General features: G+C 57.9%; 29 protein-coding genes, 1 tRNA gene and 1 pseudogene. 22 read left to right on the forward strand and 9 right to left on the reverse strand.

Annotated features, from left to right (window positions below):
• Window positions 1–119: 119 nt before the first annotated feature.
• Window positions 120–488 (forward strand): PH domain-containing protein, encoded by a 369-nt coding sequence (locus GQ39_RS30095; RefSeq protein WP_047538021.1) that lies wholly within the window; start codon window positions 120–122, stop codon window positions 486–488.
• Between the two features lie 142 nt (window positions 489–630).
• On the opposite strand, the gene GQ39_RS30100 is transcribed toward GQ39_RS30095, so the two are convergent.
• From GQ39_RS30100 to GQ39_RS30120, 5 genes are all read right to left on the reverse strand, one after another.
• Window positions 631–1,239, reverse strand: a complete 609-nt coding sequence (locus GQ39_RS30100; protein ID WP_047538023.1) for a LysE family translocator — start codon at window positions 1,237–1,239, stop codon at window positions 631–633.
• A 156-nt stretch (window positions 1,240–1,395) separates the two neighbouring features.
• The gene (locus GQ39_RS30105; protein WP_047538026.1) at window positions 1,396–1,896 is read right to left on the reverse strand and encodes a DUF3916 domain-containing protein; all 501 of its coding nucleotides are present in this window, start codon (window positions 1,894–1,896) and stop codon (window positions 1,396–1,398) included.
• A 223-nt stretch (window positions 1,897–2,119) separates the two neighbouring features.
• Complete coding sequence (locus GQ39_RS30110) at window positions 2,120–2,374, reverse strand: bacteriocin immunity protein (RefSeq protein WP_047538029.1); 255 nt, start codon at window positions 2,372–2,374, stop codon at window positions 2,120–2,122.
• A complete protein-coding gene (locus tag GQ39_RS31070) occupies window positions 2,371–3,633 on the reverse strand; it encodes an S-type pyocin domain-containing protein (protein WP_081997999.1) in 1,263 nt (420 codons plus the stop codon). The genes GQ39_RS30110 and GQ39_RS31070 overlap by 4 nt, the downstream gene beginning before the upstream one ends.
• A 345-nt stretch (window positions 3,634–3,978) precedes the next feature.
• Window positions 3,979–4,290, reverse strand: a complete 312-nt coding sequence (locus GQ39_RS30120; protein WP_047538032.1) for a DUF3077 domain-containing protein — start codon at window positions 4,288–4,290, stop codon at window positions 3,979–3,981.
• A 559-nt stretch (window positions 4,291–4,849) separates the two neighbouring features.
• On the opposite strand from GQ39_RS30120, the gene GQ39_RS30125 reads away from it, so the two are divergent.
• Complete coding sequence (locus tag GQ39_RS30125; protein WP_047538035.1) at window positions 4,850–5,314, forward strand: hypothetical protein; 465 nt, start codon at window positions 4,850–4,852, stop codon at window positions 5,312–5,314.
• 166 nt (window positions 5,315–5,480) lie between these two features.
• Here the strand turns inward: GQ39_RS30125 and GQ39_RS33460 are convergent.
• The 3 genes and pseudogenes from GQ39_RS33460 to GQ39_RS30135 form a co-directional block, all read right to left on the reverse strand.
• Window positions 5,481–5,579: pseudogene (locus GQ39_RS33460) on the reverse strand (LysE family translocator); the annotation flags it as partial.
• Window positions 5,580–5,763: 184 nt separating this feature from the next.
• Entirely contained in the window at window positions 5,764–6,105 is a 342-nt protein-coding gene (locus GQ39_RS30130) for a hypothetical protein (protein WP_047538037.1), read from the reverse strand.
• Between the two features lie 159 nt (window positions 6,106–6,264).
• Window positions 6,265–6,349 (reverse strand) — tRNA-Leu (locus tag GQ39_RS30135).
• A 108-nt stretch (window positions 6,350–6,457) separates the two neighbouring features.
• Here GQ39_RS30135 and queA point away from each other — a divergent pair.
• From queA to GQ39_RS30165, 6 genes are all read left to right on the forward strand, one after another.
• Window positions 6,458–7,522, forward strand: coding sequence for a tRNA preQ1(34) S-adenosylmethionine ribosyltransferase-isomerase QueA (queA, locus tag GQ39_RS30140; RefSeq protein WP_047538040.1), 1,065 nt, complete (start codon window positions 6,458–6,460; stop codon window positions 7,520–7,522).
• A 14-nt stretch (window positions 7,523–7,536) separates the two neighbouring features.
• Entirely contained in the window at window positions 7,537–8,652 is a 1,116-nt protein-coding gene (gene tgt, locus GQ39_RS30145; protein WP_161793961.1) for a tRNA guanosine(34) transglycosylase Tgt, read from the forward strand.
• Window positions 8,653–8,695: 43 nt separating this feature from the next.
• Entirely contained in the window at window positions 8,696–9,034 is a 339-nt protein-coding gene (yajC, locus tag GQ39_RS30150; RefSeq protein ID WP_007916913.1) for a preprotein translocase subunit YajC, read from the forward strand.
• Between the two features lie 63 nt (window positions 9,035–9,097).
• Window positions 9,098–10,966 carry a protein translocase subunit SecD gene (gene secD, locus GQ39_RS30155; protein ID WP_047538049.1) on the forward strand — a complete coding sequence of 623 codons (1,869 nt, stop codon included), beginning with the start codon at window positions 9,098–9,100 and terminating at the stop codon, window positions 10,964–10,966.
• A 9-nt stretch (window positions 10,967–10,975) separates the two neighbouring features.
• Window positions 10,976–11,890 (forward strand): protein translocase subunit SecF, encoded by a 915-nt coding sequence (gene secF / locus GQ39_RS30160; protein WP_047538052.1) that lies wholly within the window; start codon window positions 10,976–10,978, stop codon window positions 11,888–11,890.
• Between the two features lie 120 nt (window positions 11,891–12,010).
• Window positions 12,011–12,562 (forward strand): glycine zipper 2TM domain-containing protein, encoded by a 552-nt coding sequence (locus tag GQ39_RS30165; RefSeq protein ID WP_047538056.1) that lies wholly within the window; start codon window positions 12,011–12,013, stop codon window positions 12,560–12,562.
• A 264-nt stretch (window positions 12,563–12,826) separates the two neighbouring features.
• On the opposite strand, the gene suhB is transcribed toward GQ39_RS30165, so the two are convergent.
• Entirely contained in the window at window positions 12,827–13,645 is an 819-nt protein-coding gene (gene suhB, locus GQ39_RS30170) for a type III secretion system regulator SuhB (protein WP_047538060.1), read from the reverse strand.
• Window positions 13,646–13,791: 146 nt separating this feature from the next.
• Between suhB and trmJ the strand changes: the two genes are divergently transcribed.
• The 14 genes from trmJ (at window position 13,792) to GQ39_RS30240 (ending at window position 24,615) form a co-directional block, all read left to right on the forward strand.
• Complete coding sequence (trmJ, locus tag GQ39_RS30175; RefSeq protein WP_047538063.1) at window positions 13,792–14,562, forward strand: tRNA (cytosine(32)/uridine(32)-2'-O)-methyltransferase TrmJ; 771 nt, start codon at window positions 13,792–13,794, stop codon at window positions 14,560–14,562.
• Between the two features lie 2 nt (window positions 14,563–14,564).
• On the forward strand, window positions 14,565–15,341 hold the full coding sequence (gene cysE, locus GQ39_RS30180) for a serine O-acetyltransferase (protein WP_047539332.1): 777 nt from the start codon (window positions 14,565–14,567) through the stop codon (window positions 15,339–15,341).
• A gap of 184 nt (window positions 15,342–15,525) precedes the next feature.
• Entirely contained in the window at window positions 15,526–16,017 is a 492-nt protein-coding gene (gene iscR / locus GQ39_RS30185) for a Fe-S cluster assembly transcriptional regulator IscR (RefSeq protein ID WP_003227911.1), read from the forward strand.
• A gap of 50 nt (window positions 16,018–16,067) precedes the next feature.
• Window positions 16,068–17,282 (forward strand): IscS subfamily cysteine desulfurase, encoded by a 1,215-nt coding sequence (locus GQ39_RS30190; protein WP_047538066.1) that lies wholly within the window; start codon window positions 16,068–16,070, stop codon window positions 17,280–17,282.
• An 85-nt stretch (window positions 17,283–17,367) separates the two neighbouring features.
• Complete coding sequence (gene iscU / locus GQ39_RS30195; RefSeq protein ID WP_028620148.1) at window positions 17,368–17,754, forward strand: Fe-S cluster assembly scaffold IscU; 387 nt, start codon at window positions 17,368–17,370, stop codon at window positions 17,752–17,754.
• Window positions 17,755–17,788: 34 nt separating this feature from the next.
• The gene (gene iscA, locus GQ39_RS30200; RefSeq protein ID WP_003227904.1) at window positions 17,789–18,112 is read left to right on the forward strand and encodes an iron-sulfur cluster assembly protein IscA; all 324 of its coding nucleotides are present in this window, start codon (window positions 17,789–17,791) and stop codon (window positions 18,110–18,112) included.
• A gap of 8 nt (window positions 18,113–18,120) precedes the next feature.
• Window positions 18,121–18,642, forward strand: coding sequence for a co-chaperone HscB (hscB, locus tag GQ39_RS30205; RefSeq protein ID WP_047538077.1), 522 nt, complete (start codon window positions 18,121–18,123; stop codon window positions 18,640–18,642).
• Between the two features lie 51 nt (window positions 18,643–18,693).
• Window positions 18,694–20,556 (forward strand): Fe-S protein assembly chaperone HscA, encoded by a 1,863-nt coding sequence (gene hscA / locus GQ39_RS30210; RefSeq protein WP_047538080.1) that lies wholly within the window; start codon window positions 18,694–18,696, stop codon window positions 20,554–20,556.
• A 2-nt stretch (window positions 20,557–20,558) separates the two neighbouring features.
• Complete coding sequence (gene fdx / locus GQ39_RS30215) at window positions 20,559–20,900, forward strand: ISC system 2Fe-2S type ferredoxin (protein WP_047538082.1); 342 nt, start codon at window positions 20,559–20,561, stop codon at window positions 20,898–20,900.
• Between the two features lie 14 nt (window positions 20,901–20,914).
• Window positions 20,915–21,115 (forward strand): Fe-S cluster assembly protein IscX, encoded by a 201-nt coding sequence (iscX, locus tag GQ39_RS30220; protein WP_047538086.1) that lies wholly within the window; start codon window positions 20,915–20,917, stop codon window positions 21,113–21,115.
• 92 nt (window positions 21,116–21,207) lie between these two features.
• Window positions 21,208–21,633: a nucleoside-diphosphate kinase gene (ndk, locus tag GQ39_RS30225; RefSeq protein ID WP_047538089.1), complete on the forward strand. Its 426-nt coding sequence runs from the start codon at window positions 21,208–21,210 to the stop codon at window positions 21,631–21,633.
• Between the two features lie 28 nt (window positions 21,634–21,661).
• A complete protein-coding gene (gene rlmN / locus GQ39_RS30230; protein WP_047538092.1) occupies window positions 21,662–22,810 on the forward strand; it encodes a 23S rRNA (adenine(2503)-C(2))-methyltransferase RlmN in 1,149 nt (382 codons plus the stop codon).
• A 12-nt stretch (window positions 22,811–22,822) separates the two neighbouring features.
• Window positions 22,823–23,581: a type IV pilus biogenesis/stability protein PilW gene (gene pilW / locus GQ39_RS30235; protein WP_047538095.1), complete on the forward strand. Its 759-nt coding sequence runs from the start codon at window positions 22,823–22,825 to the stop codon at window positions 23,579–23,581.
• The gene (locus GQ39_RS30240) at window positions 23,581–24,615 is read left to right on the forward strand and encodes a RodZ domain-containing protein (RefSeq protein ID WP_047538097.1); all 1,035 of its coding nucleotides are present in this window, start codon (window positions 23,581–23,583) and stop codon (window positions 24,613–24,615) included. The genes pilW and GQ39_RS30240 overlap by 1 nt, the downstream gene beginning before the upstream one ends.
• Window position 24,616: the final 1 nt, after the last annotated feature.

Genomic DNA, 24,616 nt, shown 5'->3' on the forward strand with positions numbered 1-24,616 from the left:
GCAGATGGGTCGAGCCATTGCGGGGAAAGCGGTGGAGTGGGGGTTGGCCCTGCACTATCGATCGAGATACGGTATGAAGTCATGCACAAGCCGTTCATTGGATAAACAGGGAAAGACAGATGATTGACTTCAACAACAAGGGATTCTTCAAACTCAAGCAAAACGACGAATACGCCGAACGCGTTTCCGCCCTGTTGATCGACGGCGAACACGTTATCGATGCCTACAAATCCATGCGTGACGGCGTGGTGTTTACCAACAAACGCATCATCTCGGTCAACGTCCAAGGCATCACCGGCAGCAAAAAAGACTTCACCTCGTTACCGTACAAAAACATCGTGGCGTACTCGGTGGAAACCTCAGGCACGTTCGACCTGGACTCCGAACTGGAGATCTACTTCTCGTCGCTGGGAAAAGTGAAGTTCGAATTCACCGGCAGGACTTCGATGGTGGAAATTTCGAAACTGATTTCTCAGCATCTGCTTTGACCTGACGGTCTGCCGAATCCCCGCCCAGCCAAATCCCGCCCAATAAAAAGCCCCGAAAACTCGGGGCTAATCAAAAAGAATCAAAAAGGGAATCACCTTGAAAATTAATCTGTGCCCCTTTTTCGAAATCATCCAAGTCAGTTTATTTGCTGGCCGAGGCCATCAGCACGCCAAAGCAAAAAAAGGTTGTGCCCGACAGTTTGCCGACAATCCGGGCGCCACTGTTCGTGGTGAGCCAGCTTCTTGCACTGTTGGCCATGAGGGCATATCCGGTATGAACCAGTAGGACGAGCAAGCTATAGGACGACACCAGCAAGAAGAACTGGCTGTAGTAGTTACCCTCCGATTGGATGAACTGAGGGAATACTGCGAGAAAGAAGAAACCGGCCTTGGGATTCAGCAACTGAATCGACAACGCCTCGGAAAAACGACGCCACGGACGCGAGGAGGTGACTTTGAGTTCGGGGATAAAACTCGTGGCACGCCACATCTTGATCCCCAGATACAACAAGTACGCTGCACCCACGTACTTGAGAAGGGTGAACGCAGTGGCCGAGGTGGCCAGGATCACCCCAACGCTACTGGCGGAAATACCCGCGACGACAAAAGCACCCAACGCGATACCAAAGATACCGGGCAGCGAGCCTGTCCAGCCATGACGCAGGGAGTTGGAAATCGTCAACACCACCCCAGGGCCGGGGCTAAGCACGGTCAAGGTTGCCAGAATGATAAACAGTCCGTAATTAGCCATGAATCACTCCATTAAATAGGGCATTCCGAAGACACTGCTTAGCCCAAAGGATGTCCTCGCGCAACAAATCTGCAAAAAGAGGACAGATTTATTGTTGGATCGATTCCGAGAATGAACCTGTCCCTTTTTTCATACGATTCCTGCTCGCCTAAGCCGTCAGGCCGGTTCGCCGATACACCACCACTGTATTGCGACCTCATCTTCAGATTGAGTTACGTCATGCCCGTGCTCGATGAAATGCGCTGGCGTGCGCAACGCAAGAGCATGACTGATCCGCTCTGGCTTGAGCGAGTTGGTTTCACCGAGAAAACCCAGATAGTAGTCCCGGTCATAGAAGAGGGTGATCTCACTCAGATGAACCCATGGCCACACCAGCAGGCACGCGACCCGGTAATAACCCTTTGAGCGGTCAGCGGCGTTGGAGAGATGGCTAGCAGCTTCGAGCAGTTGCTGAATGCAGAAGGCCTGAACTTCGATCCTGGCTTGAGGGCCTTGGACGAGGGCCTCGTGCACAGGAATCTTCCAATGTGTGTAGCGCTCCATGTGCACGGATCGCGGGTGAAACTGGTCGCGAAAACTGCAGGCCCAGTGTTCCAGCGCGCGAAGGCGGCGGTGAACGCCTCTGAGTGGCTTGTTGCTGAGGGCGATTTGCCGCATTGATACGTCCTTGTGATGCCGAAAGAGTCTTTCGTTGTTGTCTGTTGGTGCTATGGAAAAGTGTGCAGGTCAGTTTTGTATTCCAACCAAAAAACCTGCCAAGCATCGGCCTAACGAAAAAATATCCGCCCTCTTTTCCGCGTCTCTGGATTTAACCCCCACAGGATGTTTCCGCTGGGGATCGTACATTTCAACCGCACCAGAGCACGTGGCATCCCAGAAGCTACTGCTTGAAACCAGGCAACCCGTTAGCTTCGCGCCACTTTTTTACAGTTTCGGTGATACTTTCGGCTGTCGGGGTTTTGCTCATATCTTCCGGCCAATAAATGAGATCAGATCCGGCAGGGTGTTCACTAAGGCGCTCGAATTCAAATAGCAACGGATCAAGAATTTCATCTGGGCTTGTGTTGGCTGCGAGCACAGTATTTATGAACGTAATGAACTCGACTTCTGTGAAGTCAGAAATGGTTCTTTTCATGGCTGCTTTACCCGGTGGTTTTCAATGTGGTTTTTAGGCGTGTTCACACGCAAGTTGTCCACATCATAGAGAGCGCCCCCACTGGCGACATGGATAACATGGTGCAATTCAAAAGATGTCCGCTCTCCTGCTCTATCCAGTTTGCGAACCTTTGGCGATAAGCCATTGCGCATCCGTTCGACGTTCCCCGGTATGAACTGCTCCGAGAGCTCGGGGGTATTCGCTACTGCCACCCAAAACGCCTCCCTGAACTTATCAAAGTTTGAGAACTCACGGCCTCGGAGCTTATCGGCAATCTGCGTCGGAATTGGCGAGCCTAGCGCTGTGCCCGCCCCAGCAAGCCAGATACCCGTAACGTCCTCGCCTTGTCCTGTAACGGTGCCGGAATTGAGTCGGGCGGGCCGCGAAAACACCAAATACAACGAACTCAGTCCAGAGTCTGCTGGAAAGACCAGAATGCAGTCATCGGTTTCTATGTCGTCCCCTGACGGATAGCCCTCGATCTGAGAGTCTGTTCCTTGCGAGATCGGGTGTACGAGCAGGGTGCCTTGGCTGTTGCTGGCGTCAGGGTGGACCATCGCCGGAATGCCTGATCGTTCTCTAGGCGTCCACAGGATGGTGGCGCCGTTCAGCTCGGCTTCTATTGCGGTCCTGGTGGCATTCCACTTGGCCTGCACCGTACGTACCGAGTCGTCCCCTGTTGGGCCGGTATGGATGCCGTAAACCTGCAACACGCCCTCGGCATCACGGCGGAACTGAAACCGCACGCGGGTGGGAGCGCGGGTCATGCTGCGCAGTTGCCTGTCGGTGTAGAGCGTGCCGTCGGCCATCTTGCTCGGGAGCATGCCCAGTACGAACACTCCAGCAGGACCTGTAACCCCGCGTATGGCCCAGGTGAAGCCCTGTTGCAGGATGCCGCCACCGGCAATCCGCCCCAGCACAGCGTCAAAGCCTAGAGCGAGGCTGGCCGCCTCAGCAGCCGAGGGGACAAGCATGGCCCCAGCCAGCATGACTTTTCCGAAGTCTGAGGCGGGGACAGTGGAGGTGCCGACTTGAGTGCTGCACCAATTTTCAGAGACGCAGGATTTGGCAAAAACCAGATCGGTCCGCTCCTTGGGGAGCGGCCATTCATCCTTGGCGATATAGACCCGCTCTGGCTCGGGAGGCGGATTCCAGGCGGCCCACGAGGCGCCACCGTTCGGGCGTTTTCGACGCCAAATGTCATCGAAAGGGGTTTTCTCTGGCGTGTCCTTGTCCATGACAAATCTCCGTGCGACATCGTGTCGAGACGGGAGATTGTCGATCCGCACGCTTTCCGGTCAATTTGGCTCGGTAACATGAAGTTTCAGACTCGCTGAAGCACACCTATCCACAGGCATTAAACCCTGCGTGCAGAGGCATTGATCCATTGCGCCATTAATCGAAAGCCATTCCCTGAGCCGAATACAAAAAAACCCGAAAAGCCTCAAGGCCAAGCCTGAGTACCAGCCATCAAACGAACCCCTGTGGGAGCGAGCCTGCTCGCAATAGCGCCAGCCCAGCCAACTGAAATGCTGAATCAGCCACCACCCTCACAAACCGCCCACCCCCGCAGGTCTCAACCACTAAGCGTCAGCCTTGGCCCCCGCCCGCTTGGATACCGCCGCACAAGCCCGATCCCGCGTCAGCACCTTCACCGCATCATCCACCAACGCCTTGCTCATCGAAGTCAGATAATGCGCCGCCCAGGCGTGACGGTCGGTGTCTGTGGCGTAGGCAGCATCTTCGGTGAGGGTTTTGGCCAGGAACAGAAAATCGGAGGCCATGGACAACGCATCGCCAAGAGGAACGCCGCGAGTGACGTGGAACAGCGCTTGATCCGCGCAGTAGATGGCGGGTGTCAGGCCGATGGTTTTGAGTTCGGTTTGGTGGGTCATTGGCCACCTCCGATGAGGGAGAGGTGGTGGGGGAGGGGGTTATGTGACTGGGGGTTGAGTAGGGGGGAAAGCCAAATTTCAAACGGATTTGTATTGGTCATGGTCAACGTCCTTGATTTGAGGAGCTGCCACGGCCTTCTCACGGGCTTGGGTGACAGCTGTGCGCGGGGTGAGAAACCGGCAATCAAGGCAACCGGTAGACCCGAAGGTCTCCCACGCACAGCCGCCATAAAGCCATATCGCAGACGAAAAAAAACGCCACGACAGGTTTTGGGGCGCTTTGCGCCTTGATTATTTCGGGCTCTCACACCCGGTCGCTGAATTGGCAGCGACGGTAGGGAGGGTATCGTGCAGATCTCTTTGCTGCAACCTTCGGCCCTTGCTCAGAAGTGAAATGTGGTCTATTTCCTTGTTTTTCGCATATCTTCTTTAGATGTTGAATGGGGAAAGGACAGCAATGATTTGCGAGACGATTTTTAATGAGTTGTAAGCCCTATTCCGGGAGGAGGGGTGAAGGTATGTGTTTCTTATTGAAGTCGATAAAAGGAGTTGGTGAAAAATGGTGAATGATGAATGGAAAGATATTTATTTGTTGCAGTATGAGCGCATCGCGCAGCACGAGAATCAACGGTTGGCTTTTAGCAGTCTTGTAATAGCAGTTACTACTGGGGCTTTGGCATGGGTTGCCGCGGATAAAGTAGTTTCAAATACATTTCAGATGCTAGTTCTGGTGGTCTTGTTAGTGTTAATTAATTACATGGCCATGCTTTTTGTAGATAAGTCTAGGTTCTGGATTAAGCATCATCAAGCGCGAGCCAGGAAATTGCTGGCTTTGGGCCCTCCAGAACTAATTGCAGCAATCAATAGTGTGGATAAAGTCAACAGTGATGACGACAAGAATCGACGTCCAAATTTGCAGCGAAATCTTCATAAGTTTTTGATTGTGTGCACGGTAGTGTATGCCTTGCCATATATGTGGAGTGTCATGCTCGTTTTAGCGCGACTCGCGGGATGTGTGAGCTAATATTTTATATGGTTGTCGGGGCGCCCTGTCTTTCCTCCGTCATTCATATATAAAGCTCAGGACGTGATTCAGGGGAATGATTTGATTGCATGTTGGAGGGCGAAGAGTAGGAGAGATTAGTAAGGGGGAGTGGAGCTCCAAAGATACCGGGCAGCGAGCCAGTCTAGCCATGCCGCAGGGAGTTTAAAATCGTCAACACCACCCCTGGGCCGGGGCTAAGCACGGTCAAGGTTGCCAGAAGTATAAATAGCCCGTAATTAGCCATGAATCACTCCATTGAATAGGGCATTCCGAAGATACTGCATAGTCCAAACGATGTACTCGCGCAACAAACCTGTGAACAACAACCTGGTGCAAATGACATAGAGGCAGGGGGAAAAGGGGACAGATTATCGGATGAACACGGCAACCAATTTCAGCCCTGCTACGGGCGCTCCCGCTTTTTTAGGTCACACCGTCATTCGTTGAATGTCTTTCAGATAATCCTTAAGCGCCACAATCGGTGCACCAATCTGCTCCATCATCTGAACCCCGGCCACTTCCTCCGCCAACCTCCGCAACTCCCGCCCCAACGGCTTATCCACACCCCCAACCGCCTCCAGCGCCAACCCCACACACTCATCCACCTTCACCTGGATCGCCTCAACATCCCCCCGCCGCACCAGCAACTCAAACACATCCCGCTGGTAATCCCCCATCACCAGGTCATCCCGCAAAATCGGGCTTGAATCTTCCGATTCGTATGCCAGTTTGAGGGAGAAGAGGGCGACGGTTTCCAGGTGTAATTCCATGGGGGGAATCCTTGTGAAATGTTCCGGCGGTGCGGGTGGTGTGGGAGGGCAGATCAAAAGCTTCGCTGGCAAGCCAGCTCCCACAGGTTTTGGCGGCGTGGCGGTTACTTTTCTATAGGCGAAAAAAAAGGCCTTGCTAAGCAAGACCTTTCTTAATTTTGGTGCCCCGAGGGAGACTCGAACTCCCACTCCTTTCGAAAACGGATTTTGAATCCGCCGCGTCTACCAATTCCGCCATCAGGGCTCAATGGCGGCGAAGTATAGAGAGGTGATAACCGTCGGTCAATCAGGTACATGGAGAATTTTTGATATTTCCGCTAGACTTCCCGGCCCTGCTAGACGACACCCCATCATGCGCGTTGCTGACTTTACCTTCGAGCTCCCTGATTCGCTGATTGCCCGCCATCCTTTGGCCGAGCGTCGCAATAGTCGCCTGTTGACCCTGGATGGGGTCAGCGGCGCCCTGGCACACCGTCAATTCACTGATTTGCTGGAGCATTTGCGCCCCGGCGACTTGATGGTGTTCAACAATACCCGGGTGATTCCGGCGCGGCTGTTTGGCCAGAAGGCTTCTGGCGGCAAGCTGGAAATCCTGGTGGAGCGAGTGCTGGACAGTCATCGCGTGCTGGCCCATGTGCGCTCCAGCAAGTCGCCCAAGCCGGGGTCGAAGATCCTGATCGACGGCGGTGGCGAGGCCGAGATGCTGGCGCGGCACGATGCATTGTTCGAGCTGGGGTTTGCCGAAGAGGTGTTGCCGCTGCTCGACCGCGTCGGGCACATGCCGCTGCCTCCTTATATAGACCGCCCGGATGAAGGCTCGGACCGCGAGCGTTATCAGACGGTGTACGCCCAGCGCCTGGGCGCGGTGGCGGCGCCGACGGCGGGGCTGCATTTCGATCAGCCGCTGATGGAGGCGATTGCCGCCAAGGGCGTCGAGACTGCGTTCGTGACCTTGCACGTTGGCGCCGGCACCTTCCAGCCGGTGCGTGTCGACAAGATCGAAGACCACCACATGCACAGCGAATGGCTGGAAGTCGGCCAGGACGTGGTGGATGCGGTCGCCGCTTGCCGGGCTCGCGGTGGGCGCGTGGTGGCGGTGGGGACCACCAGTGTGCGGTCCCTGGAAAGCGCCGCGCGTGATGGCGTGCTCAAGCCGTTCAGCGGCGACACCGATATCTTTATCTACCCGGGCCGGCCGTTTCATGTGGTCGATGCCCTGGTCACCAACTTCCATTTGCCCGAATCCACGCTGTTGATGCTGGTTTCGGCGTTCGCCGGTTATCCCGAGACCATGGCGGCCTACAAGGCAGCCGTCGATAACGGGTACCGCTTTTTCAGCTACGGTGATGCGATGTTCATCACGCGTAATCCTGCGCCGACTGCCCCTAAAGAATCGGGCCCAGAGGAAACTGTATGAGTCGCACCTGTCGTATGTCTTTCGAGTTGCTGGCCACCGATGGCAAGGCTCGTCGCGGTCGTCTGACCTTCCCGCGCGGTACCGTCGAGACCCCGGCCTTCATGCCGGTGGGCACGTACGGCACGGTCAAGGGCATGCTGCCACGGGATATCGAGGCGATCGGCGCTGAAATCATTCTGGGCAACACCTTCCACCTGTGGCTGCGCCCGGGCACGGAAGTGATCAAGAAGCACGGCGACCTGCACGATTTCATGCAGTGGAAAGGTCCGATTCTGACCGACTCCGGCGGTTTCCAGGTGTTCAGCCTGGGCGCCATGCGCAAGATCAAGGAGGAGGGCGTGACCTTCGCTTCTCCGGTCGACGGCGCCAAGGTGTTCATGGGCCCGGAAGAGTCGATGCAGGTCCAGCGTGACCTGGGCTCGGACATCGTGATGATTTTCGACGAATGCACGCCGTACCCGGCCGACGAAGACGTTGCCCGCATTTCCATGGAGTTGTCCCTGCGTTGGGCCAAGCGTTCGAAAGAAGCCCACGGCGACAACACGGCGGCGCTGTTCGGCATCGTTCAGGGCGGCATGCACCAGGACCTGCGCATGCGCTCCCTGGAAGGCCTGGACAAGATCGGCTTCGACGGCCTGGCCATTGGCGGTCTGTCGGTGGGTGAGCCGAAGCATGAAATGATCAAGGTGCTGGATTATCTACCGGGCATGATGCCGGCTGACAAACCTCGTTACCTTATGGGCGTTGGCAAACCGGAAGACTTGGTTGAGGGTGTGCGCCGCGGTGTGGACATGTTCGATTGCGTGATGCCAACCCGTAATGCCCGCAACGGGCATCTGTTCATTGATACTGGCGTGCTGAAGATCCGAAACGCGTTCCATCGCCATGATGATTCGCCGCTCGATCCGACCTGCGATTGCTATACCTGCCAGAACTTCTCCCGCGCTTATCTGCATCACCTGGACAAGTGCGGCGAAATGCTGGGGAGCATGCTCAATACCATCCATAACTTGCGTCATTATCAAGTGCTTATGGCTGGTTTGCGCGAGGCTATTCAACAGGGTACATTGGCCGCCTTTGTCGATGCCTTCTACGCCAAACGCGGGTTACCTGTTCCGCCTTTGGACTGAGTTTTCTGACCCCAAGATTCAACATTTGCAACTGGAGTGCTAAATGAGCTTTTTTATCTCTAATGCCATGGCTGACGCTGCTGCACCGGCCGCTGCCGGCCCAATGGGTGGCGGCTTTGAGTGGATTTTCCTGGTCGGCTTCCTGGTCATCTTCTACCTGATGATCTGGCGTCCACAGGCCAAGCGCGCCAAAGAGCAGAAGAACCTGCTGAGCAGCCTGCAAAAAGGCGACGAAGTTGTGACCACCGGCGGCATCGCCGGCAAGATCACTAAAGTGGCCGACGATTTCGTCGTTCTGGAAGTTTCCGACACCGTCGAAATGAAATTCCAGAAAGGCGCCATCGCCGCCACGCTGCCAAAAGGCACGCTGAAAGCGATCTAAGTTCCAACTTCTACTCAATCGACGGGGCGCGCAAGGCGCCCCGCGTCATAAGCGGGCGGCGTGATGCTGAACAAATACCCTCTGTGGAAATACATTCTGATCCTGGCGGTGCTGGCGGTCGGTCTGATTTATTCCGCTCCCAATCTGTATCCTGATGACCCGGCGATTCAAATCAGCGGCGCGAGCACTGCCCTGCAGGTCAATCAGGCTGATCTGGACCGTGTGAGCACAGCGCTCAAAGAGTCCGGGATCAACGTCAAGGCCGCGACACTGGCCGCCAATGGCAAGGGCGGTCTGATTCGCCTGGTCAAGGCGGAAGACCAGTTGCCTGCCAAGGACGTCGTGCGCAAGGCATTGGGTGATGACTACGTCGTTGCACTGAACCTGGCGCAAACCACCCCGCAATGGCTGCGCAACCTCGGCGCGCACCCGATGAAGCTGGGTCTGGACTTGTCCGGTGGTGTGCACTTCCTGCTGGAAGTGGACATGGACAAAGCCCTCGATGCACGCCTGAAAGTCTACGAAGGCGACGTCAAGAGCCTGTTGCGCAAAGAGAAACTGCGCTATCGCAGCCTGCCGCAACTGGGCGGTGCCATTCAGCTGGGCTTCTCTGATGAAGCGAGCCGCGAACAGGCCCGTGCGCTGGTGCGCAAGAACTTCAACGATTTCGACATTGTTTCGGCTGACCTCAATGGCCAACCGGTGCTGCGTCTGGCGATGACCCCGGCCAAGCTGGCGGAAATCCGCGAATACTCCATCAAGCAGAACTTGACCACGGTCCGTAACCGCGTCAACGAGCTGGGTGTTGCTGAACCAATCGTCCAGCGTCAGGGCGCCAACCGCATCGTGGTTGAGCTGCCGGGCGTACAGGACACCGCCGAAGCCAAGCGTATCCTGGGCAAGACGGCCAACCTTGAATTCCGTCTGGCCGCAGAGCCTGGCGCTTCGAAAGCCACTTCCGAAACCTTCGAGTTCCGTGAAGGCAAGCGTCCGCCGGCACAGATCGAGCGTGGCCTGATCATCACCGGTGACCAGGTGACCGACGCCAAGGCTGGCTTCGGCGAGCATGGCACGCCAGAAGTGAACATCCGTCTGGATGGTCATGGTGGCGAGCTGATGAGTCGTGCGACCCGCAGCAACGTGGGTCGCAGCATGGCGGTGATCTTCATCGAGCAGCGTCCGGTGACCACCTACGTCAAGCAAGTGGTCGACGGCGTCGAGAAAGACGTACCGGTACAAACGTTTAAAGAAGAGAAGAAGATCATCAGCCTGGCGACCATTCAGTCGCCGTTGGGTGCCCAGTTCCGCATCACCGGCCTGAACGGCCAGGGCGAGTCGTCCGAACTGGCGCTGCTGCTGCGTGCCGGTGGTCTGGCCGCTCCGATGTACTTCGCTGAAGAGCGCACAATTGGCCCGAGCCTGGGTGCGGACAACATCACCAAGGGTATCGATGCATCGCTGTGGGGCATGCTGTTCGTCTCGCTGTTCATCATCGCCATCTACCGCTTCTTCGGCATCATCGCCACCGTCGCACTGGCGGTGAACATGGTGCTGCTGCTGGCCCTGATGTCGCTGCTGGGTGCAACGCTGACCCTGCCGGGTATCGCCGGTATTGTCTTGACCATGGGTATGGCGGTCGACGCCAACGTGCTGATCTTCTCGCGGATCCGTGAAGAGATCGCCGCGGGCATGACCGTACAACGGGCAATCAACGAAGGCTTCGGCCGGGCATTCACCGCCATTCTCGACGCCAACCTGACAACACTGTTGGTCGGCGGGATTCTCTTCGCCATGGGCACAGGCCCGGTCAAGGGCTTCGCAGTGACCATGTCCCTCGGGATCTTTACCTCGATGTTCACGGCCATCATGGTGACCCGCGCGATGGTCAACCTGATCTTCGGCGGTCGTGACTTCAAGAAGTTGTGGATTTAAGGGGCTGCCATGTTACGTACAATCAACTTCATGGGCGTTCGCAACTTTGCGTTCGGCGTCACATTGTTCCTCAGTGCGCTGGCCATTTTCAGCGTATTCCACAAGGGCATGAACTGGGGCCTGGACTTCACCGGCGGTACGCTCATCGAGCTGACCTACGAGCGTCCGGCCGACGTCACCAAGGTGCGTGAGCAACTGGTGACCTCCGGGTACCACGAGGCCATCGTGCAGAGCTTCGGTGCGACGACTGATTTGCTGGTGCGTATGCCAGGTGAAGACCCGCAACTGGGTCATCAGGTCGCTGAAGCGCTGCAGAAGGTTGGCGGCGATAACCCGGCAACGGTCAAGCGCGTCGAGTTCGTCGGCCCGCAGGTGGGTGAAGAGCTGCGCGACCAGGGCGGCCTCGGCATGCTGATGGCGCTGGGCGGCATCCTGATCTACCTGGCGTTCCGCTTTCAGTGGAAGTTTGCGGTCGGTGCGATCGTGTCCTTGATCCACGACGTGATCGTGACCATCGGTATCCTGTCGTTCTTCCAGATCACCTTCGACCTGACGGTGCTGGCGGCGGTACTGGCGATCATCGGTTACTCGCTCAACGACACCATCGTGGTATTCGACCGGGTTCGCGAGAACTTCCGGGTACTGCGCAAGGCCAGCCTGATCGAGAACATCAACATCTCGACCACGCAAACCCTGCTGCGGACCATGGCGACGTCGATCTCCACCTTGTTGGCGATTGCGGCACTGCTGTTCTTCGGTGGCGATAACTTGTTCGGCTTCTCCATCGCCCTGTTCATCGGTGTTCTGGCGGGTACCTACTCGTCGATCTACATCGCGAACGTGGTGCTGATCTGGCTGAACCTGAACTCCGAGGACCTGATTCCTCCGGCGGCCACCGAGAAGGAAGTCGACGACCGTCCATAACGGCCATCGTTTTCCCGGTTGCAAGCCCTGAAAGGCGCGAGTTGAACTCGCGCCTTTTTTTATGCTCCAAGGCTGGGAGAAGCGCGGACACGTTCCGCAGGTGATGGTCAGGAGGTTCATGTGAACAAGTCGATGCTGGTTGGTGCGGTACTGGGTGCTGTCGGTGTGACTGCCGGGGGTGCTGTGGCCACCTACAGCCTGGTTAAAAAAAGCGGCCCTGAGTTTGCTCAGGTTTTAGCCGTTGAGCCGGTCAAGACACAAATCAAGACTCCACGTGAAGTGTGCAAGGACGTCACGGTCACCCGGCAAGCGCCGGTGAAAGATCAACATCAGATCGCCGGTACGGTGGTCGGTGCCTTGGCAGGTGGTCTGCTGGGTAACCAGATTGGCGGCGGCACCGGCAAGAAGATCGCCACGGTCGCAGGTGCGGTCGGTGGTGGTTACGCCGGTAACAAGGTTCAGGAAGGCATGCAGGAGCGCGACACCTACACCACAACCCAAACCCGTTGTAATACGGTGAATGACATCAGTGACAAGGTCGTGGGCTACGACGTGCGGTATTCGCTGGATGGCAAGGAAGGCAAGGTGCGGATGGATCGCGATCCGGGTAACCAGATTCCTGTGGATAAAGAAGGCAAGTTGATCTTGTCGCAGAATCAGCAGGGCCAATAAGCTCAGGCGTGAGACTCGAAAAGAAGCACCCTTCGGGGTGCTTTTTTTGTGCCCGCGATTCACGCACCACCGCAATCCCCTTCCTGTAGGAGCGAGCCTGCTCGCGATGATCGTCAACGATTACGCGGGTATTCAGGATTAACGCGGCGTCATTGAGTTCTTCGCGAGCAGGCTCGCCCCTACAGGGGGGGGCATGGTGTTTTTGAGGGCAAATTCCAGGCATAAAAAAAGCACCCCGAAGGGTGCTTTTTTGTCGCGGGAAGCTTAGCGCTTCAGCGAGGCCGGCAGGTGCGGCTGGATGGCCGTCAGGACTGCCTTGAAGCATTTGGTGTTGCCGGCAACGATGTGGCCTTTTTCAAGGAAGTCGTGACCGCCGGTGAAGTCGCTCACCAGGCCGCCTGCTTCCTGAATCAGCAGGGCGCCTGCCGCCATGTCCCACTCGGACAGGCCCGACTCCCAGAACGCGTCGAAACGGCCGGCCGCCACGTAGGCCAGGTCCAGGCTCGCCGAACCAGCGCGGCGGATGCCGGCGGTCTGGCCCACCAGGGCGCGGAACATGCCCAGGTAGTTGTCGAGGTTGTCCATTTGATCGTCACGGAACGGGAAGCCGGTACCCAGCAGGGCGCCTTCCAGGCTGGTGCGGCCACTGACGCGCAGGCGACGACCGTTCAGTTGAGCGCCGCGACCACGGCTGGCGGTGAATTCTTCCTGGCGAACCGGGTCCAGAACAACGGCGTGTTCCAGGCGACCACGGTATTTGCAGGCGATGCTGACAGCGAAGTGAGGAATGCCGCGCAGGAAGTTGGTGGTGCCGTCCAGCGGATCGATGATCCACAGGTACTCTTCGCCTTCGATGCCGGTGCCGGCGTGCAGGCCGGTTTCTTCACCCCTGATCGAGTGATTCGGGTAGGCCTTGCGCAGTGCATCGATGATTTTCTGTTCGGCGGCGCGATCCACCTCGGATACGTAATCCTTGGCGTCTTTTTCGTCGACCTTGATGGTATCCAGGCGCTCGATGGAGCGGAAGATCAATTCACTGGCGCTGCGGGCGGCGCGCAGCGCGATATTCAGCATGGGCTGCATGGATGTGTCACCTAAGGTTGTTAAAGAAAGCCGGGCATTCTATCAGAAAGTTTCTACAGGTGAAGGTCAACGTTCGCTTTCGTGGCTTAACGGTAGGATGAGCTGTAAGATTCCGCTCCTTAATTCAGTGTTCGAGAGCGCCTCCCTTGCTGCAAAACATTCGTGTCGTGCTGGTCAATACCAGCCATCCGGGCAATATCGGCGGGGCTGCGCGTGCCATGAAGAACATGGGCCTGTCGCGGCTGGTGCTGGTTGAGCCACGGCTGTTCCCGCATCACGAGGCCGACGCCCGTGCCTCCGGTGCCGGTGACATCCTTGAAAAAGCGCAAGTCGTCGCCACTTTGGAAGATGCCTTGGTCGGCTGCAATCTGGTGCTGGGCACCAGTGCTCGTGATCGTCGTATTCCATGGCCGCTGCTCGATCCTCGCGAATGCGGTTCGAAAGTGGTTGAGGAGGCTGCGCAAGGCGCCGAGATCGCCCTGGTGTTCGGTCGTGAAGATTCCGGCCTGACCAATGAAGAGCTGCAGCGATGTCATTATCACGTGCACATCCCCTCAGACCCTGAGTTCAGCTCGCTGAACCTTGGGGCGGCGGTGCAGGTGTTGAGTTATGAAGTGCGCATGGCCTGGCTGGCCGCTCAAGGTCAGCCGACCAAAGTCGAGAAGGAAGAGGTGGCATCGGTCAAAAGCGCTGAGCTGGCGACCATGGATGAGCTGGAGCGATTCTATGAGCACCTGGAGCAAACCCTGGTGGCCATTGAGTTCCTCGATCCGGAAAAGCCACGGCACTTGATGGCGCGCCTGCGCCGGTTATACGGACGCAGCTCGGTCAGCCGGGCGGAAATGAATATTTTGCGTGGCATCCTCACGGAAACCCAAAAAGCGGCCCGTGGCGAGCTTCTGAAACGGAAGGATTAATGATGTTCGAGCGTTTGCGTGAAGATATCCAGAGTGTTTTCCATCGTGATCCGGCAGCGCGTAACGCTTTTGAAGTCCTGACCTGCTACCCGGGCATGCACGCTATCTGGATCCATCGCCTGTCGTCGGTGTTGTGGCGCGCGGACCTGAAATGGCTGGCGCGGCTGGTGTCGAACTTCGGGCGCTGGTTGACCGGGATCGAGATTCATCCGGGCGCCAAGGTGGGTCGTCGCTTCTTTATCGACCATGGCATGGGCATCGTCATCGGTGAAACGGCTGAAATCGGCGATGACGTCACGATCTATCAAGGTGTGACCCTCGGCGGCACCAGCTGGAACAAGGGCAAGCGGCACCCGACTCTCGAGGATGGGGTGGTGGTGGGCGCCGGTGCCAAGGTGCTGGGCCCGTTCACCGTGGGTGCGGGGGCCAAGGTCGGTTCCAACGCCGTGGTCACCAAGGCTGTTCCGGCGGGTGCGACCGTGGTCGGGATTCCGGGGCGGATCATCGTCAAGTCCGACGAAGAGCAGGACGCCAGGCGCAAGGCGATGGCCGAGAAGATCGGTTTCGATGCCTACGGTGTCAGCGAGGACATGCCGGACCCGGTGGCGCGTGCCATCAACCAGTTGCTCGATCACCTGCAGGCGGTGGATGGACGTCTGGAGGGGATGTGCGGGGCGCTGAAGGATCTGGGCAGTAATTACTGTGCCAAGGACTTGCCCGAGCTGCGCGAAGAAGATTTCGCCTGCGTGAAGGACAAGAACCAGAGTCAGGCCAGCTGATTCCGCGGCGGGTCGCAAATAGGCAGTGGCACAGCGCTAAGCGGTGTGCCATTGGGTCGCAGACCCTGCTATGATGCGCGCGCTCTTTTGCGGGTAAACCTGACTAAAGTACTAGGTCTTATAGTTGACTTAAATACTCAGGAATTGCATACTCGCCCCATTCCGAACTCCGTGGTAATTGTCCATGCGACTGACTACAAAAGGCCGATACGCCGTGACCGCCATGCTTGACCTGGCGTTGCACGCGCAGCACGGGCCCGTGTCCCTGGCCGATATCTCCGAGCGCCAAGGCATCTCCCTGTCCTACCTCGAACAGCTTTTTGCCAAATTGCGCCGTAGCAATCTGGTGTCCAGCGTCCGTGGTCCTGGCGGCGGCTACCAGCTGTCGCGCGACATGCAGGGCATTCAGGTCGCCCAGGTGATCGATGCGGTAAACGAATCGGTCGACGCCACCAAATGCCAGGGGCAGGGTGATTGCCATTCGGGCGATACCTGCCTGACTCACCACCTGTGGTGCGACCTGAGCTTGCAGATTCACGAATTTCTGAGCGGTATCAGCTTGGCTGACCTTGTGACTCGCCGTGAGGTACAAGAAGTAGCCCAGCGCCAGGATCAACGCCGTTGCAACAGCAAGGCGCCACGCCTGGACAAGATTGAAGCGTCCGCCGTCGAATGACAGCCAGAGAGCCAACGGCGCGCCAGCCAGCCTGATTTAGGAGATAGTCCATGAAATTGCCGATTTACCTTGATTACTCTGCGACTACCCCGGTTGATCCGCGTGTCGCGCAAAAAATGAGTGAATGCCTGCTGGTCGACGGGAACTTCGGTAACCCGGCGTCCCGTTCCCACGTGTTTGGCTGGAAAGCTGAAGAGGCCGTCGAAAACGCTCGTCGTCAGGTGGCCGACCTGGTCAACGCCGACCCGCGCGAAATCGTCTGGACTTCCGGTGCCACCGAATCCGACAACCTGGCAATCAAGGGCGCGGCGCATTTCTACGCCACCAAAGGCAAGCACCTGATCACCACCAAGATTGAGCACAAGGCTGTCCTCGACACCATGCGCCAACTGGAGCGTGAAGGCTTCGAAGTCACCTACATCGAGCCTCGCACCGACGGCCTGATCACGCCAGAGATGATCGAAGCCGAGCTGCGCGACGACACCATCCTGGTTTCGGTCATGCACGTGAACAACGAAATCGGCACTATCAACGACATCGCCGCCATCGGCGAGCTGACCCGTTCCAAGGGCATCCTGTTCCACGTCGACGCTGCTCAGTCCACCGGCAAGGTCGATATCGACCTGCAGAAGCTGAAAGTCGACCTGATGTCGTTCTCCGCCCACAAAACCTACGGCCCTAAAGGCATCGGCGCCCTGTATGTGAGCCGCAAGCCGCGTGTTCGCATCGAAGCGGCCATGCACGGCGGCGGTCACGAGCGCGGCATGCGTTCGGGTACCCTGGCGACCCACCAGATCGTCGGCATGGGTGAAGCATTCCGTGTGGCCAAGGAAGACATGGCCGCCGAGAACGTGCGCATCAAGGCCTTGAGCGACCGTTTCTTCAAGCAGGTCGAGCACCTGGAAGAGCTGTACGTCAACGGCAGCCTGACCGCCCGCGTTCCGCACAACCTGAACCTGAGCTTCAACTATGTTGAAGGCGAGTCGCTGATCATGGCGCTCAAGGATCTGGCGGTTTCGTCCGGTTCGGCTTGCACCTCGGCATCGCTTGAGCCTTCGTACGTACTGCGCGCCCTGGGCCGCAACGACGAACTGGCGCACAGCTCGATCCGTTTCACCTTCGGCCGTTTCACCACCGAAGAAGAAATCGACTACGCCGCGCAGAAAGTCTGCGAGGCCGTTACCAAGCTGCGCGCACTGTCGCCGCTGTGGGATATGTACAAAGACGGTGTCGACATTTCGAAAATCGAGTGGGCGGCACACTGATTACAAGTCGCCGCAAACTGGCCCTGCGAACCTTCGGGTTGCAGGGCTTCAAGAGCGACTCCCTGATGAGTGAGGATTAAGAATCATGGCTTACAGCGAAAAGGTCATCGACCACTACGAAAACCCGCGCAACGTCGGCAAGATGGACGCGGAAGATCCTGATGTCGGCACCGGCATGGTCGGCGCGCCGGCGTGCGGCGACGTGATGCGCCTGCAGATCAAGGTCAACGAAGCCGGCATCATCGAAGATGCCAAGTTCAAGACCTACGGTTGCGGTTCAGCAATCGCTTCCAGCTCCCTCGCCACCGAGTGGATGAAGGGCAAGACCCTGGACGAAGCGGAAACCATCAAGAACACTCAGCTGGCTGAAGAACTGGCCCTGCCGCCAGTGAAAATTCACTGCTCCGTGCTCGCTGAAGACGCCATCAAGGCGGCCGTTCGCGACTACAAGCAGAAGAAAGGCTTGATCTGACTTTCAAGATTTGGCGACGAGTAAGGAGTCACCGATGGCTATCAGCATGACAGAAGCGGCTGCTCGACACGTGCGACGCTCCCTCGACGGGCGCGGCAAAGGTGAGGGGATTCGTCTGGGTGTTCGCACTACAGGCTGTTCCGGCCTTGCCTACGTGCTGGAGTTTGTCGACGAGGTGGTGGCGGAGGATCAGGTGTTCGAAAGTCACGGCGAGAAAGTGATCATCGACCCGAAAAGCCTGGCCTACCTGGACGGCACCGAGCTCGATTTCGTCAAGGAAGGGTTGAACGAAGGCTTCAAGTTCAACAATCCCAACGTGCGCGGTGAATGTGGCTGCGGCGAAAGCTTCAACATCTGAGGCGGCTCGTGGGTACTCCTTGTCATTTCGCATTATTTGAGCTGCAACCGAGTTTCAATCTGGATCTCGACCAGCTGGCTACGCGCTACCGTGAGTTGGCGCGCGGCGTTCATCCGGACCGCTTTGCTGACGCTACCGAGCGCGAGCAGCGGCTGGCGCTAGAGCAATCCGCGAGCCTCAACGAGGCCTACCAGACGCTCAAGAGTCCACCCAAGCGCGCGCGATACTTGCTCGCCTTGAATGGTGGCGAGCTGCCGCTGGAGGTCACGGTACATGATCCGGAGTTTCTTCTGCAGCAAATGGCGCTGCGTGAAGAGCTCGAAGACTTGCAGGACAGTGCAGACCTGAATGGCGTTGCCGCCTTCAAGCGCCGCCTGAAAGCCGCCCAGGATGAGCTGAACCAAAGCTTCGCAGCTTGCTGGAACGATGCCGCGCAACGTGAAAGGGCTGAGCGCCTGATGCGGCGCATGCAGTTCCTCGACAAGCTCACCTACGAAGTGCGCCAGTTAGAAGAGCGCCTCGACGATTAACCCAGTGCCGCTCCGGTCGCACGCCTGATATACAGATAAGTCCTGATTACGATGGCCCTACTGCAGATCGCCGAACCCGGCCAAAGTCCTCAACCGCACCAGCGTCGTCTGGCTGTGGGGATCGACTTGGGCACTACCAATTCGCTGGTCGCTGCGTTGCGCAGTGGTCTTTCCGAGCCTTTGGCTGACGCAGAGGGGCGGGTTATCCTGCCTTCCGCCGTGCGCTATCACGCCGATCGCGTCGAAGTTGGCGAATCCGCCAAACTGGCTGCCGCTACCGATCCTTTGAACACTGTGCTGTCGGTCAAGCGCTTGATGGGTCGTGGTCTGTCCGACGTCAAGCAATTGGGCGACCAGCTGCCGTACCGCTTCGTCGGTGGCGAATCGCACATGCCGTTCATCGACACAATCCAGGGCCCTAAAAGTCCGGTTGAAGTCTCCGCCGATATCCTCAAGGTCCTGCGCCAGCGTGCCGAGGCGACCCTGGGTGGCGAGCTGGTGGGCGCGGTGATCACCGTTCCGGCCTATTTCGATGACGCTCAGCGCCAAGCCACCAAGGATGCGGCCAAACTGGCCGGTCTGAACGTGCTGCGCTTGCTCAATGAGCCGACGGCTGCGGCGGTCGCTTACGGTCTGGATCAGCATGCTGAAGGCTTGGTCGCTATTTATGACCTGGGCGGCGGCACCTTCGATATTTCGATTCTGCGCCTGACCGGCGGTGTATTCGAAGTTCTGGCGACTGGGGGCGATAGCGCTCTGGGCGGCGATGACTTCGATCATGCGATCGCTGGCTGGATCATCGAGAATGCCGGCTTGTCTGCCGACCTTGATCCGGGCGCGCAACGTAACTTGCTGCAAACGGCTTGCGCCGCAAAAGAGGCGCTGACTCATGCTTCGTCCGTTGAGGTTGCCTATGGCGACTGGAAGGCCGAGCTGACCCGGGAAGCGTTCAATGCGCTGATCGAACCAATGGTCGCCCGCAGCCTGAAGGCCTGCCGTCGCGCCGTTCGCGATTCCGGCGTCGAGCTGGAAGAAGTGCACGCGGTGGTCATGGTCGGTGGTTCGACTCGTGTGCCTCGTGTTCGTGAAGCGGTCGCCGAGGCCTTCGGTCGTCAGCCATTGACTGAAATCGATCCGGATCAAGTGGTGGCCATCGGGGCTGCGATCCAGGCGGATACGTTGGCCGGCAACAAACGCGATGGTGGCGAATTGCTGCTGCTGGACGTGATTCCGTTGTCCCTGGGGCTGGAGACCATGGGCGGCTTGATGGAGAAGGTGATTCCTCGGAATACCACCATCCCTGTCGCCCGCGCCCAGGACTTCACGACTTACAAGGATGGCCAGTCGGCCATGGCGATCCATGTGCTGCAGGGTGAGCGCGAGCTGATCAGTGACTGCCGTTCCCTGGCGCGTTTCGAACTGCGCGGTATTCCGGCGATGGTGGCCGGTGCGGCGAAAATTCGCGTGACGTTCCAGGTTGATGCCGATGGTCTGCTGAGTGTTTCTGCGCGCGAACTGGGTTCGGGCGTCGAGGCCAGCATTCAGGTCAAACCGTCCTACGGTCTGACCGATGGCGAAATCGCCAAGATGCTCAAGGACTCGTTCCAGCACGCCAATGACGACAAAGTCGCCCGCGTACTGCGTGAGCAGCAGGTCGATGCCCAGCGCCTGATCGAGGCGGTGCAGGCTGCCTTGGAGGCCGACGGCGACCGCTTGCTCGATGCTGAAGAGCGCCTGGTTATCGATGCGCAGGTGCAGGAACTGACCGAACTGATGAAAGGGACCGATGGTTACGCCATCGAGCAGCAGACCAAGCGTCTGTCGCAAGTGACCGATGCCTTTGCTGCCCGCCGCCTGGACTCGACGGTGAAAGCCGCGCTGGCGGGGCGCAACCTGAATGAGATTGAGGAATAACGATGCCGCAGGTCATTTTTCTGCCACACGAAAAGTTTTGCCCGGACGGTATGGTTGTGGAGGCTGAGACTGGCACGTCCATCCTCGAACTGGCTCATGAGCACCATATCGAGATGGAAAGTGCCTGTGGTGGCGTCTGCGCCTGTACCACTTGTCATTGCCTGATCCGTGAAGGCTTCGACTCGCTGGAAGAGGCTGATGAGTTGGAAGAAGACTACCTTGACAAGGCTTGGGGGCTGGAAGCTCAATCGCGCCTGGCCTGTCAGGCGCGAGTCGGGACTGAAGACCTGACCATCGAAATTCCGAAATACTCGCTCAACCATGCGGCCGAAGCGCCGCACTGATTCAAGGAAATGAAATGAGTCTGAAATGGGTTGATGTGCTGGAAATCGCGATCCAGCTGGCCGAATCCAGGCCGGAAGTGGACCCGCGTTACGTGAACTTCGTCGATCTGCACAAATGGGTGCTGGCATTGCCGGAGTTCAGTGATGATCCGACCCGCGGTGGCGAGAAGGTGCTTGAAGCCATTCAGGCCGCCTGGATCGAAGAAGCAGATTGAGTCTGCGCCGTACGCAGTTAGGCAATACCCAAGAACCCGCGTATAATTCGCGGGTTTAATTTTTCGCAAATTACCGTTTCTGGAGTTACACCATGGCTGTTCAACGTACTTTCTCCATCATCAAGCCTGACGCCGTTGCTAAAAACGTGATCGGCAAGATCGTTTCCCGTTTCGAAGAAGCTGGCCTGCGCGTTGTAGCTTCGAAAATGAAGCAACTGTCGAAAGCCGAAGCTGAAGGCTTCTACGCTGAGCACAGCGAGCGCGGTTTCTTCGGTGACCTGGTTGCTTTCATGACCTCCGGTCCGGTTGTTGTTCAGGTTCTGGAAGGTGAAAACGCTATCGCTCGCAACCGTGAGCTGATGGGCGCTACCAACCCTAAAGAAGCTGCTGCCGGCACCATCCGTGCTGACTTCGCTGAATCCATCGACGCCAACGCAGTACACGGTTCGGACTCCGAAGCCGCTGCTGCTCGCGAAATCGCATACTTTTTCGCAGCTACTGAAGTAACCACTCGCTAAGCATTGGCTTAAGAGTGAAGGTGAATCCATGACTACATCGACTGTTAAAACCAACCTGCTGGGTCTGACTCAACAGGAAATGGAAAAATTCTTCGACTCAATCGGGGAGAAGCGTTTCCGTGCCGGTCAGGTAATGAAATGGATTCACCACTTTGGCGTCGATGATTTCGACGCTATGACGAATGTCAGCAAGGCCCTGCGCGAGAAGCTCAAGGCTGTTGCCGAGGTTCGCGGTCCGGAAGTGGTCAGCGAGGACATCTCCAGCGACGGTACCCGTAAGTGGGTCGTGCGCGTGGCGTCCGGCAGCTGCGTCGAGACCGTGTACATTCCCCAGGGCAAGCGCGGCACTTTGTGCGTTTCGTCCCAGGCAGGCTGTGCCCTGGATTGCAGTTTCTGCTCCACCGGCAAGCAAGGCTTCAACAGCAACCTCACCGCCGCCGAAGTGATCGGCCAGGTGTGGATTGCCAACAAATCCTTTGGCAGCGTCCCGGCGACCGTCGACCGTGCCATCACCAACGTGGTGATGATGGGTATGGGTGAGCCGCTGCTGAACTTCGACAACGTCATTGCCGCCATGCATCTGATGATGGATGACCTGGGCTATGGCATTTCCAAGCGCCGAGTGACCCTGTCCACCTCGGGCGTGGTGCCGATGATCGATGAGCTGTCCAAGCACATCGACGTCTCCCTGGCGTTGTCCCTGCACGCACCGAATGACGCATTGCGTAACCAATTGGTGCCGATCAACAAGAAGTATCCGCTTAAGATGCTGCTCGAGTCGTGCCAGCGCTACATGTCGTCCTTGGGCGAAAAGCGCGTGCTGACCATCGAGTACACCTTGCTCAAGGACGTTAACGACAAGGTTGAGCATGCGGTCGAGATGATCGAGTTGCTGAAGAACATTCCGTGCAAGATTAACCTGATTCCGTTCAACCCGTTCCCGCATTCCGGGTACGAGCGGCCGAGCAACAACGCCATTCGCCGGTTCCAGGATCAGCTACATCACGCCGGCTTCAACGTCACTGTCCGCACCACCCGTGGTGAAGACATCGACGCGGCCTGTGGTCAATTGGTAGGGCAGGTGCTGGATCGCACCCGTCGCAGCGAACGTTATATCGCCGTGCGCGAGTTGAGCGCCGACAACGATATGGCGCAGAACGCCGCGAACAACAACTAAGAGAGGATCTCTATGTCCCTGCGCTTTGCGCTGCTTTTGCTGTTGGCCAGCCTGTGCGCTGGCTGTGTTCTTTCGGGCGATTACAATCCCATGAAGACCAGCAAGGGCCGTGATGAAGCGCGTGAAGCCTATGTGCAGCTCGGGATCGGCTATTTGCAGCAAGGCATGACCGAGCGAGCGAAAATACCGCTGAAGAAAGCGCTGGAGCTGGATGACGCGGACCCGGACGCCAACGCGGCGCTGGGCCTGGTATTCCAGGCTGAAATGGAACCGGAACTGGCCGACCAGCATTTTCGCAAGGCGCTGTCATCCCGCCCCGCCGATGCGCGAATCCTCAATAACTACGGCAGTTTTCTTTTCGAGCAGAAACGCTACAAGGACGCCTATGAGCGCTTTGAGCAGGCGGCGGCCGATACGCTGTATCCTGAGCGTTCGCGTGTGTTCGAGAACCTTGGCATGACGGCTTCGATGCTCGGTCAGCGTGATTTGGCCCGGCAGCAACTGGAGAGAGCCCTGCGCTTGAACCACCAGCAGCCTCGCGCATTGCTGGAAATGGCTGAGTTGTCTTACGAAGACAGGCATTATGTGCCCGCGCGTGACTATTACGACCGTTTTAGCCTGCTCACCGAGCAAAATGCACGTAGTCTATTGCTCGGCGTTCGACTGGCAAAAGTGTTTGAAGATCGCGACAAGGCCGCCAGTGCGGGCCTGCAACTTAAACGACTCTATCCCGGTACACCGGAATATCAGCAATACCTGTCGGAGCAATGATGAAAGCGGCGCATCCCGAAGTTGTAGCAGCGAATCGCGTGAATCCCGGTGAGACCCTGCGCCAGGCCCGCGAAAGCAATGGCTGGTCGCTGGCCGAAGTGGCCCTCAAGCTCAACCTCACCGTCAATTCCCTGAGTAATCTGGAAGCCGGCGCTTTCGACAAGCTGCCCGGGCATACCTTCGCTCGCGGCTATATTCGCGCCTATGCCAAGTTGCTGGGCATGGATCAGGCCGTTCTGGTCCAGCAGTTCGACCAGTCCACCGGCACCGACTCCCAGGGCAGTAACGTTCACAGCCTGGGTCGCATCGAAGAGCCGGTCCGGGTTTCCCACACCATCTTGCGAATTGTCAGTCTGCTGTTGCTGATCGCAGTGATCGGCGGTGGTTTTGTCTGGTGGCAGGATCAGACCTCGATGCACACCAAGGATCTGGTCAGCCTGAGCCCGGAGCACGTGGAAGTCGAAGGCGCTGACGGCACCACCCAGATTCATCCACTGGACGAGCCGGAAGACCAGGCCGTCGCGCAAGGCCAGGCTGAAGGCGCAACCGCTCTTGCGTTGCCGCAGGCCGATACGTCGGCGCCAGCACCGGCCGAGGCTCAAACGACCGCACCTGCGGTAGCGCCGGCCACACCTGCGCCAGCTGCACCTGCACCTGCGCACGCCACGGCTCCGGTTGTCACTCCTGCGACCCCGGCGCCGGCAGTGCCCGCCGTACCAGCTCCTACCGTGACCGCGCCGAGCGTCCCAAGCACCCCGGCGCCTGCAGCTCCAGCGGTTGCCCCGGTCGCCGGCCAGGGCCAGGTTCAACTGCAATTCACGGCCGATTGCTGGACGCAAGTGAGCGATGGCACCGGCAAGGTGTTGTTGAGCGGCCTCAAGCGTAAAGGCGATAGCGTTTCCGTCAGCGGCAAACCGCCGTTTTCCGTACGCCTGGGCTACGCCCGTGGCGCTCAGGTGAGCTACAACGGCCAGCCAGTTGATGTTGCTCCATTCACCAGTGGCGAGACTGCTCGCCTGAAGTTGGGTCAATAAG

The sequence above is a fragment of the Pseudomonas sp. 11/12A genome (genome assembly GCF_000800055.1).
In the GTDB taxonomy this organism is placed as follows: Bacteria; Pseudomonadota; Gammaproteobacteria; order Pseudomonadales; family Pseudomonadaceae; genus Aquipseudomonas; species Aquipseudomonas mohnii.

Bases quoted from the DNA above. Each gene is read 5' to 3' on its own strand.
- iscA (WP_003227904.1), top strand. From the start codon at position 17,789: ATGGCTATCAGCATGACAGAAGCGGCTGCTCGACACGTGCGACGCTCC.
- suhB (WP_047538060.1), bottom strand. From the start codon at position 13,645: ATGCAGCCCATGCTGAATATCGCGCTGCGCGCCGCCCGCAGCGCCAGT.
- GQ39_RS30105 (WP_047538026.1), bottom strand. From the start codon at position 1,896: ATGCGGCAAATCGCCCTCAGCAACAAGCCACTCAGAGGCGTTCACCGC.
- secD (WP_047538049.1), top strand. From the start codon at position 9,098: ATGCTGAACAAATACCCTCTGTGGAAATACATTCTGATCCTGGCGGTG.
- GQ39_RS31070 (WP_081997999.1), bottom strand. From the start codon at position 3,633: ATGGACAAGGACACGCCAGAGAAAACCCCTTTCGATGACATTTGGCGT.
- cysE (WP_047539332.1), top strand. From the start codon at position 14,565: ATGTTCGAGCGTTTGCGTGAAGATATCCAGAGTGTTTTCCATCGTGAT.
- GQ39_RS30095 (WP_047538021.1), top strand. From the start codon at position 120: ATGATTGACTTCAACAACAAGGGATTCTTCAAACTCAAGCAAAACGAC.
- iscR (WP_003227911.1), top strand. From the start codon at position 15,526: ATGCGACTGACTACAAAAGGCCGATACGCCGTGACCGCCATGCTTGAC.
- GQ39_RS30190 (WP_047538066.1), top strand. From the start codon at position 16,068: ATGAAATTGCCGATTTACCTTGATTACTCTGCGACTACCCCGGTTGAT.
- tgt (WP_161793961.1), top strand. From the start codon at position 7,537: ATGTCTTTCGAGTTGCTGGCCACCGATGGCAAGGCTCGTCGCGGTCGT.
- iscU (WP_028620148.1), top strand. From the start codon at position 17,368: ATGGCTTACAGCGAAAAGGTCATCGACCACTACGAAAACCCGCGCAAC.
- GQ39_RS30130 (WP_047538037.1), bottom strand. From the start codon at position 6,105: ATGGAATTACACCTGGAAACCGTCGCCCTCTTCTCCCTCAAACTGGCA.
- GQ39_RS30100 (WP_047538023.1), bottom strand. From the start codon at position 1,239: ATGGCTAATTACGGACTGTTTATCATTCTGGCAACCTTGACCGTGCTT.
- queA (WP_047538040.1), top strand. From the start codon at position 6,458: ATGCGCGTTGCTGACTTTACCTTCGAGCTCCCTGATTCGCTGATTGCC.
- iscX (WP_047538086.1), top strand. From the start codon at position 20,915: ATGAGTCTGAAATGGGTTGATGTGCTGGAAATCGCGATCCAGCTGGCC.
- ndk (WP_047538089.1), top strand. From the start codon at position 21,208: ATGGCTGTTCAACGTACTTTCTCCATCATCAAGCCTGACGCCGTTGCT.
- secF (WP_047538052.1), top strand. From the start codon at position 10,976: ATGTTACGTACAATCAACTTCATGGGCGTTCGCAACTTTGCGTTCGGC.
- hscA (WP_047538080.1), top strand. From the start codon at position 18,694: ATGGCCCTACTGCAGATCGCCGAACCCGGCCAAAGTCCTCAACCGCAC.
- GQ39_RS30120 (WP_047538032.1), bottom strand. From the start codon at position 4,290: ATGACCCACCAAACCGAACTCAAAACCATCGGCCTGACACCCGCCATC.
- fdx (WP_047538082.1), top strand. From the start codon at position 20,559: ATGCCGCAGGTCATTTTTCTGCCACACGAAAAGTTTTGCCCGGACGGT.
- rlmN (WP_047538092.1), top strand. From the start codon at position 21,662: ATGACTACATCGACTGTTAAAACCAACCTGCTGGGTCTGACTCAACAG.
- GQ39_RS30110 (WP_047538029.1), bottom strand. From the start codon at position 2,374: ATGAAAAGAACCATTTCTGACTTCACAGAAGTCGAGTTCATTACGTTC.
- GQ39_RS30240 (WP_047538097.1), top strand. From the start codon at position 23,581: ATGAAAGCGGCGCATCCCGAAGTTGTAGCAGCGAATCGCGTGAATCCC.
- pilW (WP_047538095.1), top strand. From the start codon at position 22,823: ATGTCCCTGCGCTTTGCGCTGCTTTTGCTGTTGGCCAGCCTGTGCGCT.
- yajC (WP_007916913.1), top strand. From the start codon at position 8,696: ATGAGCTTTTTTATCTCTAATGCCATGGCTGACGCTGCTGCACCGGCC.
- GQ39_RS30125 (WP_047538035.1), top strand. From the start codon at position 4,850: ATGGTGAATGATGAATGGAAAGATATTTATTTGTTGCAGTATGAGCGC.